The 15,973-nt window shown below is 64.9% G+C and carries 15 protein-coding genes and 1 pseudogene; 7 read left to right on the top strand and 9 right to left on the bottom strand.

Annotation, left to right across the window (positions count from 1 at the left end; genetic code table 11):
• Positions 1–48: 48 nt before the first annotated feature.
• The 4 genes from ACSKB8_RS10895 to ACSKB8_RS10880 all read right to left on the bottom strand — a co-directional run bounded on the left by ACSKB8_RS10895 (position 49) and on the right by ACSKB8_RS10880 (position 2,940).
• Positions 49–1,065, bottom strand: a complete 1,017-nt coding sequence (locus ACSKB8_RS10895) for an IS4 family transposase (protein WP_438110493.1) — start codon at positions 1,063–1,065, stop codon at positions 49–51.
• Positions 1,046–1,339: a hypothetical protein gene (locus ACSKB8_RS10890; RefSeq protein WP_438104019.1), complete on the bottom strand. Its 294-nt coding sequence runs from the start codon at positions 1,337–1,339 to the stop codon at positions 1,046–1,048. Before ACSKB8_RS10890 ends, ACSKB8_RS10895 begins: the two co-directional genes overlap by 20 nt.
• Before the next feature lie 351 nt (positions 1,340–1,690).
• Positions 1,691–2,458 carry a bifunctional 2-polyprenyl-6-hydroxyphenol methylase/3-demethylubiquinol 3-O-methyltransferase UbiG gene (gene ubiG / locus ACSKB8_RS10885; RefSeq protein WP_438104018.1) on the bottom strand — a complete coding sequence of 256 codons (768 nt, stop codon included), beginning with the start codon at positions 2,456–2,458 and terminating at the stop codon, positions 1,691–1,693.
• A gap of 14 nt (positions 2,459–2,472) precedes the next feature.
• On the bottom strand, positions 2,473–2,940 hold the full coding sequence (locus ACSKB8_RS10880) for a PH domain-containing protein (protein WP_370990102.1): 468 nt from the start codon (positions 2,938–2,940) through the stop codon (positions 2,473–2,475).
• 153 nt (positions 2,941–3,093) lie between these two features.
• Here ACSKB8_RS10880 and ACSKB8_RS10875 point away from each other — a divergent pair, with 153 nt between their 5' ends.
• A complete protein-coding gene (locus tag ACSKB8_RS10875; RefSeq protein ID WP_438104016.1) occupies positions 3,094–4,350 on the top strand; it encodes an aspartate kinase in 1,257 nt (418 codons plus the stop codon).
• Here the strand turns inward: ACSKB8_RS10875 and ACSKB8_RS10870 are convergent.
• A complete protein-coding gene (locus ACSKB8_RS10870; protein WP_438104015.1) occupies positions 4,347–4,574 on the bottom strand; it encodes a hypothetical protein in 228 nt (75 codons plus the stop codon). The two genes, ACSKB8_RS10875 and ACSKB8_RS10870, sit on opposite strands and share 4 nt — an antisense overlap.
• A 44-nt stretch (positions 4,575–4,618) precedes the next feature.
• On the opposite strand from ACSKB8_RS10870, the gene ptsP reads away from it, so the two are divergent.
• The 4 genes from ptsP (at position 4,619) to ACSKB8_RS10850 (ending at position 10,154) form a co-directional block, all read left to right on the top strand.
• Positions 4,619–6,886 carry a phosphoenolpyruvate--protein phosphotransferase gene (ptsP, locus tag ACSKB8_RS10865; RefSeq protein WP_438104013.1) on the top strand — a complete coding sequence of 756 codons (2,268 nt, stop codon included), beginning with the start codon at positions 4,619–4,621 and terminating at the stop codon, positions 6,884–6,886.
• 58 nt (positions 6,887–6,944) lie between these two features.
• Positions 6,945–8,030 (top strand): peptide chain release factor 1, encoded by a 1,086-nt coding sequence (gene prfA / locus ACSKB8_RS10860; protein WP_438104012.1) that lies wholly within the window; start codon positions 6,945–6,947, stop codon positions 8,028–8,030.
• A gap of 3 nt (positions 8,031–8,033) precedes the next feature.
• The gene (gene prmC / locus ACSKB8_RS10855) at positions 8,034–8,915 is read left to right on the top strand and encodes a peptide chain release factor N(5)-glutamine methyltransferase (protein ID WP_438104010.1); all 882 of its coding nucleotides are present in this window, start codon (positions 8,034–8,036) and stop codon (positions 8,913–8,915) included.
• Positions 8,916–9,374: 459 nt separating this feature from the next.
• The gene (locus ACSKB8_RS10850; RefSeq protein ID WP_438104008.1) at positions 9,375–10,154 is read left to right on the top strand and encodes a DUF4167 domain-containing protein; all 780 of its coding nucleotides are present in this window, start codon (positions 9,375–9,377) and stop codon (positions 10,152–10,154) included.
• A gap of 229 nt (positions 10,155–10,383) precedes the next feature.
• Here ACSKB8_RS10850 and ACSKB8_RS10845 read toward each other — a convergent pair.
• Positions 10,384–11,130 (bottom strand): annotated as a pseudogene (locus tag ACSKB8_RS10845) (class I SAM-dependent methyltransferase).
• A 108-nt stretch (positions 11,131–11,238) separates the two neighbouring features.
• On the opposite strand from ACSKB8_RS10845, the gene gloB reads away from it, so the two are divergent.
• Positions 11,239–12,006, top strand: a complete 768-nt coding sequence (gloB, locus tag ACSKB8_RS10840; protein ID WP_370990106.1) for a hydroxyacylglutathione hydrolase — start codon at positions 11,239–11,241, stop codon at positions 12,004–12,006.
• Between the two features lie 23 nt (positions 12,007–12,029).
• Positions 12,030–12,455, top strand: coding sequence for a cupin domain-containing protein (locus ACSKB8_RS10835; protein ID WP_438104006.1), 426 nt, complete (start codon positions 12,030–12,032; stop codon positions 12,453–12,455).
• A 136-nt stretch (positions 12,456–12,591) separates the two neighbouring features.
• On the opposite strand, the gene yddG is transcribed toward ACSKB8_RS10835, so the two are convergent.
• The 3 genes from yddG to ACSKB8_RS10820 form a co-directional block, all read right to left on the bottom strand.
• Positions 12,592–13,461 (bottom strand): aromatic amino acid exporter YddG, encoded by an 870-nt coding sequence (gene yddG, locus ACSKB8_RS10830; RefSeq protein ID WP_438104004.1) that lies wholly within the window; start codon positions 13,459–13,461, stop codon positions 12,592–12,594.
• 170 nt (positions 13,462–13,631) lie between these two features.
• A complete protein-coding gene (phbB, locus tag ACSKB8_RS10825) occupies positions 13,632–14,357 on the bottom strand; it encodes an acetoacetyl-CoA reductase (RefSeq protein WP_091893769.1) in 726 nt (241 codons plus the stop codon).
• Between the two features lie 253 nt (positions 14,358–14,610).
• On the bottom strand, positions 14,611–15,789 hold the full coding sequence (locus ACSKB8_RS10820) for an acetyl-CoA C-acetyltransferase (RefSeq protein ID WP_091893771.1): 1,179 nt from the start codon (positions 15,787–15,789) through the stop codon (positions 14,611–14,613).
• Positions 15,790–15,973 lie beyond the last annotated feature (184 nt).

Below are 15,973 nucleotides of genomic sequence, written 5' to 3'. Positions count from 1 at the left end.
TAGGAGCGATGCTCTCGCGACAAACTCGCTGTCGTCCCGGCGAAGGCCCTAGGGCATGCACATATCTCTGAGGCTCCATCCTGCTGCGACGGCGTGGAAGTATTCGAGGCCGTTCTTGAAGGTGATCGGGCCCGGCGGCTTGGACGATGGGTAGCCGTCCCAGCCGCCGAGGCGACCAATGATCCAGGCGGCCCAAGCGAGGCTATCGGGCGGATGTGGGTTCTTTAATCGCTTGCTCCCGGCTTCGAGTTGACGGTTGAGGGCGGTGAGCACGTTAATTTGGCCGTTGTCGAAGGCAGCGAGAATGGGTTGGCGACTGCCATTGCGGGCCTGCAGAAGTTGGATTGTGATGACGGCCGCCTTAGCGGCAATCGCGACCAGCTTGAGAAGGCGATCGGCGGTTCCGATCTGGCTGTCTTCGAGCTTGAAGCCTTGTGTCTTCAGGATGCGGAAGAACTGCTCGATGATCCAGCGTTGCTTGTACCATTGGACGATGCGCCAGGCGTCCTCGATGCCGGTAACCTCGTGAGAGGTGAGAAGCCGCCAGTGCAGCGGCTCTACCCCGGTTTCGGCATTGATCTCGCGCACATCGACCACCGCCAATGGCAAGCTTTCCGGCAGATGGCGCAGGAACTTACTCTGTGGGCGGGCGAGCTCGATTGCGCCAAAGCGAAGTTCGAGGTGAGCCAGGCGGGCGGGCCGCGCGGCGCGCGCAGGCAATTGGATCGCACGCCGATCCACCGCGGCCATGGCATCGCTGACCTCATACAAGCCGCTGCGGTCGGCAAGCTTGCGATCATGCATGCTGCGCGCGATGACGTGGAAGTGTTGCTCGGCCGAGCTGGCATAAAGGGCAAAAATATCGCTCTCGCGGTCACCCAGCACCGTCACCGCTGTGGCCTTGGTGAGGAGCGGCTTGGCCGCCATGGCAGTGGATATCCAGCGCTGCAATTCCTTGTCCGATAACTCCCGATCGTCGTGCGAGGTCGTGCGGCGACCTGTGCGCGTCCATATCTGCCCGCTCAAAAGTCCAAGACAGTTGCCGTCATCGGCATCCACAGCCAGCAGCGGATGCAGCCAGCACGCCGTGGTTATTGCCTTTGCCGATTTCTCCGAGCCCGCGCCGGCGTTGCGGTGTGGTGTTGAAGTGGATCTCGCTGGTGTCCTGGATGGCCAGCACGTGGCGGCCCTCTACCGCAGCGACCGTGCTTTCGCTCCAGCTTTCGATGATCCGCTCCACCGTCACCTTGTCATGGCCAAGAAAGCGGTTGAACCGCACTTCCAGCGCGCGGTTCCCCCTGGAGAGCTGCCGAAGGCAGACAGTTTTGCCCACAACCATGCGTTCGACGAACGCCGCCCCCCTTTATCGAGACGACGATCCCCGAACCGGCCCAGCGTCCAGTCAATCCGTGACAACATCGCGGCACCCCGTCCAAATCATGGAGTGCCGCAATACGAATCACACAGAACTCTGATTCTGGAATCCTCCCAGGCCGATCCGAGTCAATCCGCCGCACCAGATATGTGCATGCCCTAGGGCGAAGGCCGGGACCCATAGCCACAGGATTGGATTTGGCGAAGACTCGTGGTTACCGGCCTCGCGCCGCAACTCTTCCCTGGGGTTATGGGTCCCGGCCTTCGCCGGGACGACATTGGAGTTGTGGATGCAGCGAGCCGCTTACGCGCGGCCTCACACCATCCCTTCCGCCACGACCATGTAGTTCACGTCCATGTCGGAGGAGAGGGTCCATTTGTCGGCGAAGGGGCTGTAGACGACGCCGGTCTGCTCGGTGATGACGAGGCGGTTGTCGAGCAGGTATTTTGTGAGCTCATCGGGAGTGACGAACTTGTTCCACTCGTGGGTGCCGCGCGGCAACCAGCGCAGGACGTATTCGGCGCCGACGATGGCGAGCGCGAAGCTCTTCCAGTTCCGGTTCAGCGTCGAGACCACCATCAGACCGTTCGGCTTCAGCATCGCCGCGCAGCGCTTCAGGAAGACGCCGACGTCGGTGACGTGCTCAATCACTTCCATCGCCAGCACGATGTCGAAGCGCTCACGCGGATCGATCTCTTCCACGATGGTGCAGCGGTAGTCGATCGCGAGATGGCTCTTGTCGGCGTGCAGCTTCGCGGCGGCGATGTTGCTCGCCGAAGGATCGATGCCGATGACCTGCGCCCCCAAGCGCGACAGCGGCTCGCACAGCAGGCCGGCGCCGCAGCCGATATCGAGCACGCGCAGGCCGCCGAGGCAGTTGAGGCTGCGCACATTGCGCTCGAACTTGCGGCAGGCGGCGTCACGGATGTAGCCAAGCCGCAGCGGATTGATCCGGTGCAGCGGCGCCATCTTGCCCCTGGGGTCCCACCACTCCGCCGAGAGTTTTGAGAATTTCGCGATCTCGGCGGCGTCGACGGTCGAACCCGGCGGGATGGTTGCGGAAGTATTTTGCTGCATGCTCATGGTTACGCGCGGTCCTACCGCGTGGTGATCGAACTACGGAAGGCGAGCGGCGAGGCGATGGTCTTGATCGTCTCGATTCCCTCGCCGACGCCGCGAATCGTCACGTCGCCGTAGTTGAGAATCCGTCCAAGAATGGTCTGGTCGACGTCGACGCTCTCGACCTTGTCCAGCGCCATCTCGAAGGTGCGGCGCTTGATGAACCCGGTCTTGTGCACGACCCGGAGGTTGGTGACGTCGGTTTCGGTGGTGAAGCGATGGAACCAGCCCTTGATGGTCCAATACAGGGCCGCCAGAGCCACGAGACCCGCGGCTGTAAGGCAAAGCAAAACGAGCCCGTCGGCGGTTGCCTGCCGCGACAGGATCAGCAGGGCCAACGTTACGATCCAGGCCACGATGGCCGGAAAATAGAAGATCCAGTGCGCATTGGTCGAATACAGCACCCGCTCGCCCGGTTGCAGGATCTCGTCGATATAACGCGCCATGGCCTCGGTTAACCCACTACCCCCGCACCCTGCCCCCGCAGGAACCCGCTTGCCCCCGGCCCCGCCGCTCTGTATACGCGCGGTCGGTATCCGCGAGGCACCCGTCCGGTGCGGTCACCATACTGATCCTTATGAGGGAATGCACGCGTCGTCATGAGCCGCCTCGTGATGAAATTCGGCGGCACGTCCGTCGCCAACATCGAACGTATCCGCAACGTCGCGCGCCACGTGAAGCGTGAGGTCGACGCCGGCCATGAAGTGGCCGTGGTCGTCTCGGCGATGTCCGGCAAGACCAACGAGCTGGTGGCGTGGTGCACCGAGGCCTCGCCCCTGCACGATGCGCGCGAGTACGACGCCGTCGTTGCCTCCGGCGAACAGGTGACGTCCGGCCTGCTTGCCATCGTGCTGCAGGGCATGGGCATCCAGGCCCGCTCATGGCAGGGCTGGCAGATCCCGATCAAGACCAGCGACGCCCATGCCTCGGCCCGGATCGAGGACATCGACGGCAGCGAGATCATCAAGCGCTTTAGGGAACGCAAGGAGGTCGCGGTCATCGCTGGCTTCCAGGGCATCAACCCCGAGACCGGTCGCATCACCACGCTCGGCCGTGGCGGCTCCGACACCTCGGCCGTGGCGATCGCCGCCGCCGTCAAGGCGGACCGCTGCGATATCTACACCGATGTCGACGGTGTCTACACCACCGATCCGCGAATCGTGCCGAAGGCCAAGAGGCTTGATAAGATCGCGTTCGAAGACATGCTGGAACTGGCCTCCCAGGGCGCCAAAGTGCTCCAGGTCCGCTCGGTGGAACTCGGCATGGTCCACAACATGCCGATCTTCGTCCGCTCGAGCTTCGACAAGCCCGAGGATATCGACCCGCATGCCAACCAGCCGCCCGGCACGCTGATCTGCAGCGAGGAGGAGATCATGGAAAGCCACGTCGTCACTGGTATCGCCTTCTCCAAGGACGAGGCCCAGATTTCGGTGCGCCAGGTCGAGGACAAGCCGGGCGTGGCGGCCTCGATCTTCGGCCCGCTGGCGGATGCCAACATCAACGTCGACATGATCGTGCAGAACGTCTCGGAGGACGGCAAGACCACCGACCTCACCTTCACGGTGCCGGCCGCCGACTACACCCGCGCCAAGGACACGATTACCGCCGCCAAGGCCAAGATCGGCTATGCCCGGCTCGATACCGCCACCGACGTCGCCAAGATTTCGGTGATCGGCAGTGGCATGCGCAGCCATGCCGGCGTCGCCGCCCAGGCGTTCTCGGCCCTCGCCGGACGGAATATCAACATCCGGGCCATTACAACCTCCGAGATCAAATTCTCGGTTTTGATCGACACCGCCTATACCGAGCTTGCAGTGCGCACCCTACACACGCTCTACGGCCTCGATCAGACTTAGACGAATTTTCTGTTAGCGGTCGCAGCAAACGCGAAGGTGTCCACACATTCGCGTTTGGCAGGCGTTTTGCTTGGCAAAACAAGCCCCAATTCGCTATAGGCGGACAGGGTGGGCTGCCAGATACTGTGCCCCAGTTGAGGCGATGCCGATTCGGCTCTGGCAACCACCAGGGCCGGCGCCGGACGAGCAAGCTTGTTGTTTTTCTGGATTTCCGGGCGAGCCACCGACGGCCCTTCGGGGCCCGGCAGACGGAGGAGATTGACGGTACATGCGGAGCGCGTCGGGAGGTCCCCGCGTCTTGTTGAGACGGCTCCGCGAAACCATGGCGGAGCAGGTCTCAGCCCAGGAGCGGCTGGACAAGATCGTGGTGCTGATTGCCGCCAACATGGTGGCCGAGGTGTGCTCGGTTTATGTGCTGCGCATCGACAACACGCTGGAACTCTACGCCACCGAGGGTCTCAACCGCGAGGCGGTGCACCACACCGTGCTCAGCGCCCATGAGGGCCTGGTCGGCCTCGTCGCCAGCGAGGCGACGCCGCTCAACTTAAGCGATGCGCAGAGCCACCCGGCCTTCTCGTTCCGCCCCGAGACCGGCGAAGAAATCTACCACTCCTTCCTCGGCGTGCCGATCCTGCGGGCCGGCAACACGCTCGGCGTGCTGGTGGTGCAGAACCGCGCCAAGCGGAACTATGTCGAGGAGGAGCTCGAGGCGCTCCAGACCACCGCCATGGTGCTGGCGGAGCTGATTGCCTCCGGCGAGCTGTCCGCGCTTGCCCAGCCCGGCCAGGAGCCTGCCGCGCGTCATTCCGCGCAGAAGGTCGGCGCCATCCTGTCGGAAGGCATCGCGCTCGGCCATGTCGTGCTGCACGAGCCGCGCGTGGTCATCAAGGACTACATCGCCGAGGACCTGCCGAAGGAAATCAAGCGGCTCGACACCGCGCTCGCCAAGCTGCGCGCCGATCTCGACCGCATGCTGGAGCGCGGCGACGTCGCCGACGGCGGCGAGCACCGCGACGTGCTGGAAGCCTACCGCATGTTCGCCAACGACCAGGGCTGGTCGCACAAGCTGCACGAAGCGGTCGCCACCGGCCTCACCGCGGAAGCCGCCGTCGAGCGCGTGCAGTCCGACACCCGCGCGCGCATGCTGCGCTCGACCGATCCGTATCTACGCGACCGCCTGCACGACCTGGAAGATCTCGGCTACCGCCTGATGCGGCAGCTGGTCGGCCAGGACCACGCGCCTTCACGCGAGCAATTGCCCGACAACGCCATTGTCATCGCCCGTGCGATGGGCCCGGCGGCGCTGCTCGACTACGACCGCAAGCGCCTGCGCGGCATCGTGCTGGAGGAAGGCACCGCAAATTCCCACGTTTCGATCGTGGCGCGCGCGCTCGGAATCCCTGCGGTCGGCGAAGTCCCGAACGCGCCTGGCATCGCCGATCCCGGTGACGCCATCATCGTCGACGGCACGTCGGGCTCGATCTATGTGCGCCCCTCGCAGGAAATCGAGGCCGCCTTCGCCGAGCGCGTGCGCTTCCGCGCCCGCCGCCAGGCGCAGTATCTGGCGCTGCGCGATCGGCCTTGCGTTACCAAGGACGGCCAGAAGGTCGAACTGATGATCAACGCTGGGTTGGCCATCGACCTGCCGCATATCGACGACACCGGCAGCGCCGGCATCGGCCTGTTCCGCACCGAATTGCAATTCATGGTCGGCCAGAGCCTGCCGCGCACCAGCGACCAGCTCGCGCTCTATCGCACCGTGCTGGATGCGGCCGGCAGCAAGCCCGTCACCTTCCGCACCCTCGACATCGGCGGCGACAAGGCGCTGCCCTACATGGAGGCGGTGATCGAGGAGAATCCCGCGCTCGGCTGGCGCGCGATCCGGCTCGGGCTCGATCGTCCCGGCCTGTTGCGCGGCCAGATCCGCGCGCTGTTGCGTGCCGGCGGCGGCCGCGCACTGCGCATCATGTTCCCGATGATCTCGGAGGTCGCCGAATTCGATTCGGCCAAGGCGCTGGTCGAGCGCGAGCTCACATATTTGCGCCAGCACGGCCACACGCTGCCTGAAAGAATCGACATCGGCACCATGGTCGAGGTGCCGGCCCTGCTCTACCAGCTCGACGAGCTGCTGAAGAAGGTCGACTTCATCTCGGTCGGCTCCAACGATCTGTTCCAGTTCCTATTCGCGGTCGACCGCGGCAACGCAAAAGTCTCCGAGCGCTTCGACACGATGTCGGCGCCGATCCTGCGCGCGCTGCGCGACATTGCACGCAAGTCCCATGCGGCGAAGAAGTCGCTGTCGCTCTGCGGCGAAATGGCCTCCAAGCCGATCGGCGCGCTGGCGCTGATCGCACTGGGCTATCGCTCGCTGTCGCTCTCGGCCACCGCCCTCGGCCCGGTCAAGGCGATGGTGCTCGACCTCGACGCAAAAAAGGCCGAGGCGATGCTTGGCCCGTTGCTGGACGCGCCTGCGGGCAGCGTCGCGATCCGGCAGAAGCTGACGGAATTTGCCGAGGCCGAAGGCCTGGCGTTGTAGCGAGCCTGGCGCCGCTTCCGCTCTCCTCGCCTCCGTCCGCCCATTTGAGACTGTACCGATGTCGTCACTCCCCGAAGCCAAACTGGACGTCCTGCTCGCGCATCACGCCTCACTCGAGGCCGAATCGCTGGGCCAACTCGCCTCCGACCGTTATGTGCAGATCACGCGCGAGCTCGCCGAGATCACGCCGCTGATCGAGGCGGTGAAGACCTATCGTTCCGCGGTCAGGGAGCTCGCCGATACCGAAGCCCTGATCGCCGATCCCGCGACCGATGCCGAGATGCGCGGCATGGCGGAAGCCGAGCGCGACGAGCTAACGGCCAGGATCGAGGAGCTGGTCCAGAAGATCCGCGTCGCGCTGCTGCCCAAGGACGCCATGGACGACCGCAACGTGGTGCTGGAAATCCGCGCCGGCACCGGCGGCGACGAAGCTTCGCTGTTTGCCGGCGATCTGTTCCGGATGTACGAGCGCTTCGCCGGCCTTCAGGGCTGGAAGGTCGAGGTGATCTCGGCCAGCGAAGGCACCGTCGGCGGCTACAAGGAGATCATCGCCGAGGTGCAGGGCCGCGGCGCGTTCTCCAAGCTGAAGTTCGAATCCGGCGTGCACCGGGTACAGCGCGTGCCCGATACGGAGACGCAAGGGCGCATCCACACCTCCGCGGCGACGGTCGCGGTGCTGCCGGAGGTCGAGGATGTCGACGTCGACATCAAGAACGAGGATCTGCGCATCGAGACCATGCGCGCGCAGGGCGCCGGCGGCCAGCACGTCAACAAGACCGAATCGGCGATCCGCATCACCCACATCCCGACCGGGATCGTGGTGATGATGCAGGACAGCCGCTCGCAGCACAAGAACCGCGCCTCCGCCATGAACATCCTGCGCTCGCGCATCTACGATGCCGAGCGCCAGCGCGTCGATGCCGCGCGTTCGGCCGAGCGCAAGGAGAAGGTCGGCTCCGGCGACCGCAGCGAGCGCATCCGCACCTATAACTTCCCGCAAGGGCGCGTGACCGACCATCGCATCAATCTGACGCTCTACAAGCTGCCGCAGGTGATCGCAGGGGAAGCACTCGGCGAGCTGATCGACGCGCTGACCACAGAGCACCAGGCCGCGCAGCTCGCCGCGCAGGGCGCGGCGGCCTGACGCGTGAGCAATCCCTTCACCGGACGATCGATCGAGAGCGTGCGGCGCACGCTGGCCACGCAATTGAGATCGGCCCAGCTCGACGAAGCCGAGCTCGATGCCCGCATCCTGCTTGGCGCGGCACTCGGCCTCGACCTCACTGGCCTGATCGCGCAGGCCGCCCGCCCCCTCACGGAAGCCGAGGCGTCGCGGCTCGCACAGCACCTACAGCGTCGCATCGCCGGCGAGCCGGTGGCGCGCATTCTCGGCACACGCGAATTCTGGGGGCTGCCATTTCGCCTGTCCGAAGCGACCCTGGTCCCGCGTCCCGATACCGAGACCGTGGTCGAGCTCGCACTCGAAATCCTTCGCGAGCAGAAGGCATCTCATCCACCCCGCATCGCCGACGTCGGCACCGGATCCGGCGCGATCCTGCTTGCGCTGCTGCACGAAATTCCTGATGCCTTCGGCGTCGGCACCGACCTCAGCCTGACCGCGCTCGTCACGGCCAGGGACAATGCCAGGGCTCTCGGCCTCGCCGACCGCGCCGCCTTCGTCGCCTGCTCCTATGCGGCGGCGCTCTCGGGCCCGTTCGATCTCATCGTGTCGAACCCGCCCTATATTCCCTCGGCCGAAATCCCGAAATTGAGCATCGAGGTGCGCGAGCACGATCCGCATCTGGCACTCGACGGTGGCAATGACGGATACGACGCCTATCGCGCCCTGATCCCGCAGGCGAGCGAACGCCTCGCCCCCGGGGGCGCGCTGATCGTCGAGGCCGGACAGGGCCAGGCCCGAAATATTGAAACCTTGATGGCGGCTGCCGCGTTAGTGCCGGACAGGCCACCCAAGGCCGATCTGGCGGGCATTCCGCGGGCCGTTTCGGCCCGAAAAATGCCCCCATAAAAGCCGGATTGGCCTGTAAAAACCTCTTGGAATATCGCGTGGGAACGACTACGTTTCGGTCAACACATCGGTGCCGGCCCCGTAGACCTACGGGCGAAAGCCGGGCTCTCGGGCGAGAGCTTTACTTATTATAGGTTCCAAGCCGCAGGTCCTGTTGAGCGCGATGGCCAGTGGAGCTGCGCTGCTCTCCGACCGCAACGTGAACGAAAGCCTATTGCGCTTGAAGACTTACGCAAGAAAGCTGGGCCTGTTTCGGCAGGCGATATGAATGGGTTCGCTGGCAATGAATGCTGGCGGGTGGGGAACGCGTCTTTGTTGAACGCGACGGTCGACGAACATCGGCAGGGTTCAGGCTGCTCTTGCACGCGGTGCGTGCGAGAATCGTGAACCGCTGTCACCAGGTCACTCCGAGCAATCAGTAATGCGTGCAACCTTTAGGGCTGGAATTAAAGGCAGGACATGAGAAACGGTCAGAACAAGCAGCGGATGCGCAACCGCAACAACAATAACAACAACAACCGGCGCGGCCAGAACCCGATGACCCGGGTCTTCGAGTCCAACGGGCCCGACATCAAGATCCGCGGCACGGCTTCGCACATCGCTGAAAAATATCTTCAGCTGGCGCGCGATGCGCGCTCCTCCGGCGATCCCGTTGCGGCCGAGAACTACTACCAGCATGCCGAGCATTATTTCCGCCTGATTGCGGCCGCCCAGGAGCAGTTCCGCCAGAACCAGCGGCAGCCGCGCGGTGACGAGCCCATCGCCAGCAGCGACGACAGCGAGGACGATGGCGAGAATTTCTCGGCCTTCGGCCAGGAGCCGGGCTTCGTCCCGCAGCCGCCGCAGCAGCCTTTCATGCGCGACCGCGATGGCCAGCGTGATCACCATCAGCGCGATCATCAGCCGCGCGACAACCAGCAGCCCTATCAGCGCGATCAGCAGCAGCCGCGCGAGCACCGCGAACGCGAGCATCGTCCGCAACCGCAATATCAGCCGCAGCCGCAGAATCAGCCGCAGCCCGTCATCTCCGATGCCGGCAGCGTCGATCGCCTGCCCTCCTTCATCACCGGCGCGCAGCCGCAAGTGAATGTCGGCGCGAATGGCGGCCAGGGCGGCTTCGAGGGTGGTGGCGGCGGTGGCGAGCGCTATCCGCGGCGGCGCCGCCGGCCGCATGGCCCGCGCCCCGAGCGCGAAGCCGCCCCGGTCGCGTCCAGCGACGATCTCGCGACCGGCGAGTAAGCTTCTTCCGATTTCGTGAACTGCATCGTCCCGGCCACGCCGGGACGATTTGTTTTTGGCGATGCGCGTTGGCTGAGTTGCACCTCTCCCGCTTGCGGGAGAGGTCGGCGCGAAGCGCCGGGTGAGGGCTCTCTCCTCTTGGCAAATCTCTCTGCGGAGGCACCCTCTCCCCACCCCTCTCCCGCAAGCGGGAGAGGGAGCGCTCCGTCTTCGCGGCAACGCCGATGGCTCAGCTCCGTGTCACCGTCGTCGAGGACGGCACCAGCACGGGCTTCGCCAACGAGGGAAATCAGCCGTGCCCGCTCGCGCTTGGCGGGGATGGCGCGGTAGACCTGCTTGGTGGCTTCGACGATGTGCACGCCCGCAAAGGGCAGTGACAGCGCCGCACCGGCGCGCTCCCACATCTGCGCCGATTTCAATACCCAGCCGCCGGCGTAAGGCGGCATGAACAGCGCCTCGCCCAGGCCGTCGGCGTGAACCAGGTCTGGCGCAGCAGCTCGGTGATCTGCGAGCGCGAATAGGGCCGGCCATGGCCGAACGGCGTGCTGTCGGTGCGCGTCCATACCCCACGCCGATTCGGGATCACCGCGATGACGCGACCGGACGGCGCCAGCACGCGCCATACTTCGCGCAGCAGCGCAGCCGGATCGTCCGACATCTCCAGCGCGTGGACCAGCAGAATGCGGTCGACCGCGGCGTCAGGAAGCGGCAGCGAGAACTCGTCGACCAGCGAGGCCAGCGCGGGCCGCCCGGTCGGCCATTTCAGGACGCCCTGGGCCGCCGGCATGAACGCGATGCAGCGCTCGGCATCCTCGCGGAACAGTCCGAGATAGGGCGTGGGGTAGCCGATGCCGAGCACGCGCTGACCCTCGGCGCCCGGCCAGCGCTGCCTGATGCCGCGATTGATCATTTGCCGCGCCACGATCCCGAGGCGGCGGGAATAGAACTCGCGGAGGTCGACGACGTCGATGGTCATGACGGCAATGTAACATGCGTAAGGCCGCCGCCGCGCGCGGAATATTGCATTGCCTGCGCAACGTTAACGCCATATTTGTCTGGCGGGGCTGAGCCCGATGGAGATGTCATGGCCGCCGAAATTCGTACTTTCACCTGTTTAAACGACAATTTCGGTTATCTGATCCACGATGTGGAAACCAAGGCGACGGCGTCGATCGATGCCCCGGAGGCAGGTCCCATCCTCAAGGCGTTGGAGCGCGAGGGCTGGCAACTCACCGACATCCTGATCACCCATCATCACGGCGATCATGTCGGCGGGGTCGCCGAACTCAAGCAGAAATTCAATTGCCGCGTCGTCGCGCCGCATGACAAGACCACGAAGATTGCCAACGTCGATTTGCGCGTCGCCAATGCCGACGTGGTGAAGATCGGCAACCTGCTGGCGCGCGTCGTGGAGACGCCCGGCCACACGCTCGACCACGTCTCCTACGTGTTCGACAATGAGAAGACCGTATTCGCCGCCGACACGCTGTTCTCGATCGGCTGCGGCCGCGTGTTCGAAGGCACCTATCCGATGATGTGGGATTCGCTGTTGAAGCTGCGGGCCCTGCCCGACGACTTCAAGCTCTATTGCGGCCACGAATACACGGCATCCAACGTCAAATTCGCGCTGACCGTCGACCCTGACAATGCGGCGCTCCAGGCCCGCGCGGCGGAGGTCGCCAAGCTGCGGGCCGAGAACAAACCGACCATTCCCGTACTGCTCGGCGACGAGAAGCGTGCAAACGTGTTCCTGCGCGCCGACGAGCCCTCGGTCGCCGCCAGGCTGCACATGAAGGGCGCGGATGCCGCCGCGGTGTTCGGCGAGCTGCGCGAGCGCAAGAACAAATCTTGAAGAACAAGTCCTGACGGGGACCGATGCCGACCGCAGCCGAGATCATCGCCCGCCTCGAGCTCCGACCGCATCCTGAAGGCGGGCACTACCGCGAGACGTTTCGCGACCAGGCGACCGACGCGCAAGGACGCTCGCGCTCAACCTCGATCTACTTCCTGCTCGCGCGCGGCGAGCGCTCGCATTGGCATCGCATCGATGCGGTCGAGACTTGGCACTATTACGCCGGCAGCCCGCTGACGCTGCGCATCGCGCATGACGGCGGCTGCTCCCAGCACGAGGTGCAGCTCGGCACGGACCTCGTCAGCGGCCAGCGGCCGCAGGCGATCGTGCCGGCAAATGCCTGGCAGATGGCGGAGACGACGGGCGAGTGGACCCTGGTCGGCTGCACCGTCGCGCCCGCGTTCGAGTTCGCGACCTTCGAGCTCGCGCCACAGGGCTGGGAGCCGTAGCTCCACACAGTCATTCCGGGGCGCCGCGCAACCGGCGAACTATGATGCGCAGTTGCGCATCAGAGAATCCATCTCGGCACCAATGACGCGGATAAATGGATACCGGGTTCGCGCTTCGCGCGCCCCGGAATGACAATCAGCGCTTCCGCAGCACCATGTCCTTCGCCGCGATCAGGCCGCCGCCGGCGATCAGGATTGCGGCGACGGCGATGTTGGCGCTGGCCTTTGCAAAGCCCGCAGCGATGAGGAAGCCGGTGGAGAGCAGCGGCGTCGCGTAGGAGGCGGCGCCGAGCACGCGGATGTCACCGCGCTTCATGCCGATGTCCCAGGCGTAGAAGGCAGCACCGACGGGACCGATGCCGAGCGCGACCACGGAAAGCCATTGCAGCGTGGTCTCCGGCCAGACGGTGGTCTCGAGCGCGGCATGCATCAGCGCGGCGAGCGCCGCGGTCGCGAGGCAGAATCCGGCGACCGCATCGGTCGGCACCGTCTTCAATCGTCGCGACAGCACCGAATAACTCGCCCAAACGAAAGCGGCGATGAAAGCCGCGACCAGTCCCGGCACCGCTCCCGACGCAAAGCCGCTGCTATTGCCGGCAAACAGCAGCACGGTGCCGACGAGACCGAGCACGGCGCCGATGATGTGATGCAGGAACAGCCGCTCGCCCGGCAGGAAGGACGAGAACAGCACGATCAGCAGCGGCCAGAGATAGTTCAAGAGGCCGGCTTCAGCCGGCGGCGCGAAGCGCAGCGCGAGGAAATAGAGCGCGTGATAGCCGAACAAGCCGCCAACGCCGACGACCCAGACGACGAGCGGCTGGCGCAGGCTGTTCGCCGCCTCGCGGCGGCCGATCCAGGTGAGCAGGCCGACGAGACCGCCGATCGCGAATGTCATCGCGGCGAGCTGGAATGCCGGGATCTTTCCGGTCGCCACCGTCATCACTGAGAGCAGCGACCACATCAGGATCGCGGTCAATCCGATCAGCGTCGCGGTGCGGGGAATCATTGTGAAAGGCCTCGTCATTCCGGGATGGCGCGTCGCGCCGGACCCGGAATCTCGAGATTCCGGGTTCGCCGCTGTCGCGGCGCCCCGGAAATGACAGTGCATGGACAAATGCCCGGGACAAGCCCGGGCATGGCGATGTTGCCAATATCAGTCCGCGTGATGCCGACGCATCACACCATGTACTGGCCGCCGTTGACGGTCAGCGTCGAGCCGGTGATGGCGCCGGCCTCATCGGCGGCGAGGAACACGACGGCGCGTGCGATCTCCTCGGGCTCGCCGAGACGGCCGATCGGGATCAGCGGCAGGATCGCCTTTTCCAGCACGTCCTTCGGCACCGCCTGCACCATCTCGGTGTTGATGTAGCCGGGGCAAATCGCGTTCACGGTGACGCCGCCCTTGGCGTTCTCCAGCGCCAAGGCCTTGGTGAAGCCGATCTCGCCGGCTTTCGCCGCAGAATAGTTCACCTGGCCGAACTGGCCCTTCTGTCCGTTGATCGAGGAGATGTTGATGATGCGGCCGAACTTGCGCCCGCGCATGCCTTCGATCACCTGGCGCGACATGTTGAACAGCGAGCCGAGATTGGTGCCGATCACGGCGTTCCATTGCTCGAGGCTCATCTTGTGGAAGGCGCCGTCCTTGGTGATGCCGGCGTTGTTGACGAGCACGTCGATCGGGCCGACCTCGGCCTCGACCTTCTTCACGCCCTCGGCGCAGGCATCGAAACTGCTGACGTCCCATTTGTAGACCGCGATGCCGGTCTCGGCCTTGAACTTCTCCGCTGCAGCATCATTGCCGGCATAGCTCGCCGCAACCTTGTAGCCGGCCGCCTTCAGCGCCTTGCTGATCGCAGCACCGATGCCCCGCGTACCACCCGTGACCAATGCAACACGTGCCATATCGTATTCCTTCCCTTGGACTCTTCGGACGTTTCTGACGCGATCGTTTTTTAACTGCGGATTATGCGGGACGTTTGACGGACATCAAGAACAAAACGCCCGGCATTGAGCCGGGCGTTTCTCTTTAGTCGAGGCGTGCGCAGTTGCGAAGAATATTTGATTTGCAACCGCCGCCTTTTTAGTCGCGTGCAACGCACTCACTGATGTGTGCAGCGCACGCGCAAATGACGCGTAAGTTACGTGTCAGGCTTCCTCAGTCACGTGCCAGACACATCGCGATGCCCATGCCGCCGCCGATGCACAGCGTGGCGAGACCCTTCTTCGAATCGCGCTTCTGCATTTCATGCAGCAGCGTCACCAGCACGCGCGCGCCGGATGCACCGATCGGATGGCCGATCGCAATCGCGCCGCCATTGACGTTGACCTTGGAGGTGTCCCAGCCGAGGTCCTTGTTGACGGCGCAGGCCTGCGCCGCGAAAGCTTCGTTGGCCTCGATCAGGTCGAGATCGCCGACACTCCAGCCGGCCTTCTTCAGCGCGGCGCGCGAAGCCGGGATCGGGCCCGAGCCCATGATCTTCGGATCGACGCCGGCCTGCGCCCAGGACACGATGCGCGCAAGCGGCTTCTTGCCTTCCTTGGCGGCCTGCTTCGCGGTCATGAGCACTACGGCGGCAGCGCCGTCATTGATGCCGGAAGCCGAACCCGCGGTGACCGTGCCGTCCTTCTCGAAGGCCGGCTTGAGCTTGGCCATCCCGTCGAGCGTCGCGCCATGGCGCGGATATTCGTCGGCGCTGACGACGACGTCGCCCTTGCGGGTCTTGATGGTGACGGGAACGATCTCGTCGTTGAACCTGCCGGCCTTCTGCGCGGCCTCGGCCTTCTGCTGCGAGGCGACCGCGAACTCGTCCTGCTGGGCGCGGGTGATCTGCCACTGGCGCGCGACGTTCTCGGCGGTGTTGCCCATGTGATAGCCGTTGAAGGCATCCCACAGGCCGTCCTTGATCATGGTGTCGACCAATTCGAGGCCGCCCATCTTGACGCCGCCGCGCAGGTGCTGGGCATGCGGGGCCATGCTCATGGACTCCTGTCCGCCGGCGACCACGATCTCGGAATCGCCGTTGAGCAGCGCCTGGTAGCCGAGCGCGACGGTGCGCAGGCCGGAGCCGCAGAGCTGGTTGACGCCCCAGGCCGGGCTCTCCACCGGAATGCCGGCACCGATCGAGGCTTGGCGGGCTGGGTTCTGGCCCTGAGCGGCGGTCAGAATCTGACCCATGATGACTTCCGAGACGCGGCCGGGCTCGATGCCACCGCGCTCCAGCGCCGCCTTGATGGCGATGGCGCCGAGATCATGGGCGGGAAGGGTCGCGAACGCTCCGTTGAAGCTTCCGACCGGGGTGCGGGCGGCGCTGACGATGACGACATCGTCTGACATGGGCATCTCCTGAGGTTGATTGGGGGCAGGCGGGGCTGGGAAAACGGCTCGCCAGTCTCGGACGGCATCCTGTTAACGTCGTTGCGGCATGTCAATCGGCCGGAGACCGAATTCATGCCGCAGCGCATTCAAAATAGTGTTCTTGGCGCTTTCGCAAGCACGTTTTTGCTGCCCGATTAACCGT

Origin of the sequence: Bradyrhizobium sp. BR 1432 (genome assembly GCF_051547705.1) — a bacterium.
Lineage (GTDB): Bacteria > Pseudomonadota > Alphaproteobacteria > Rhizobiales > Xanthobacteraceae > Bradyrhizobium > Bradyrhizobium zhanjiangense.
The sequence above is the reverse complement of the archived record's forward strand: the minus strand, read 5'-3'. Positions and strand labels throughout refer to the sequence as shown.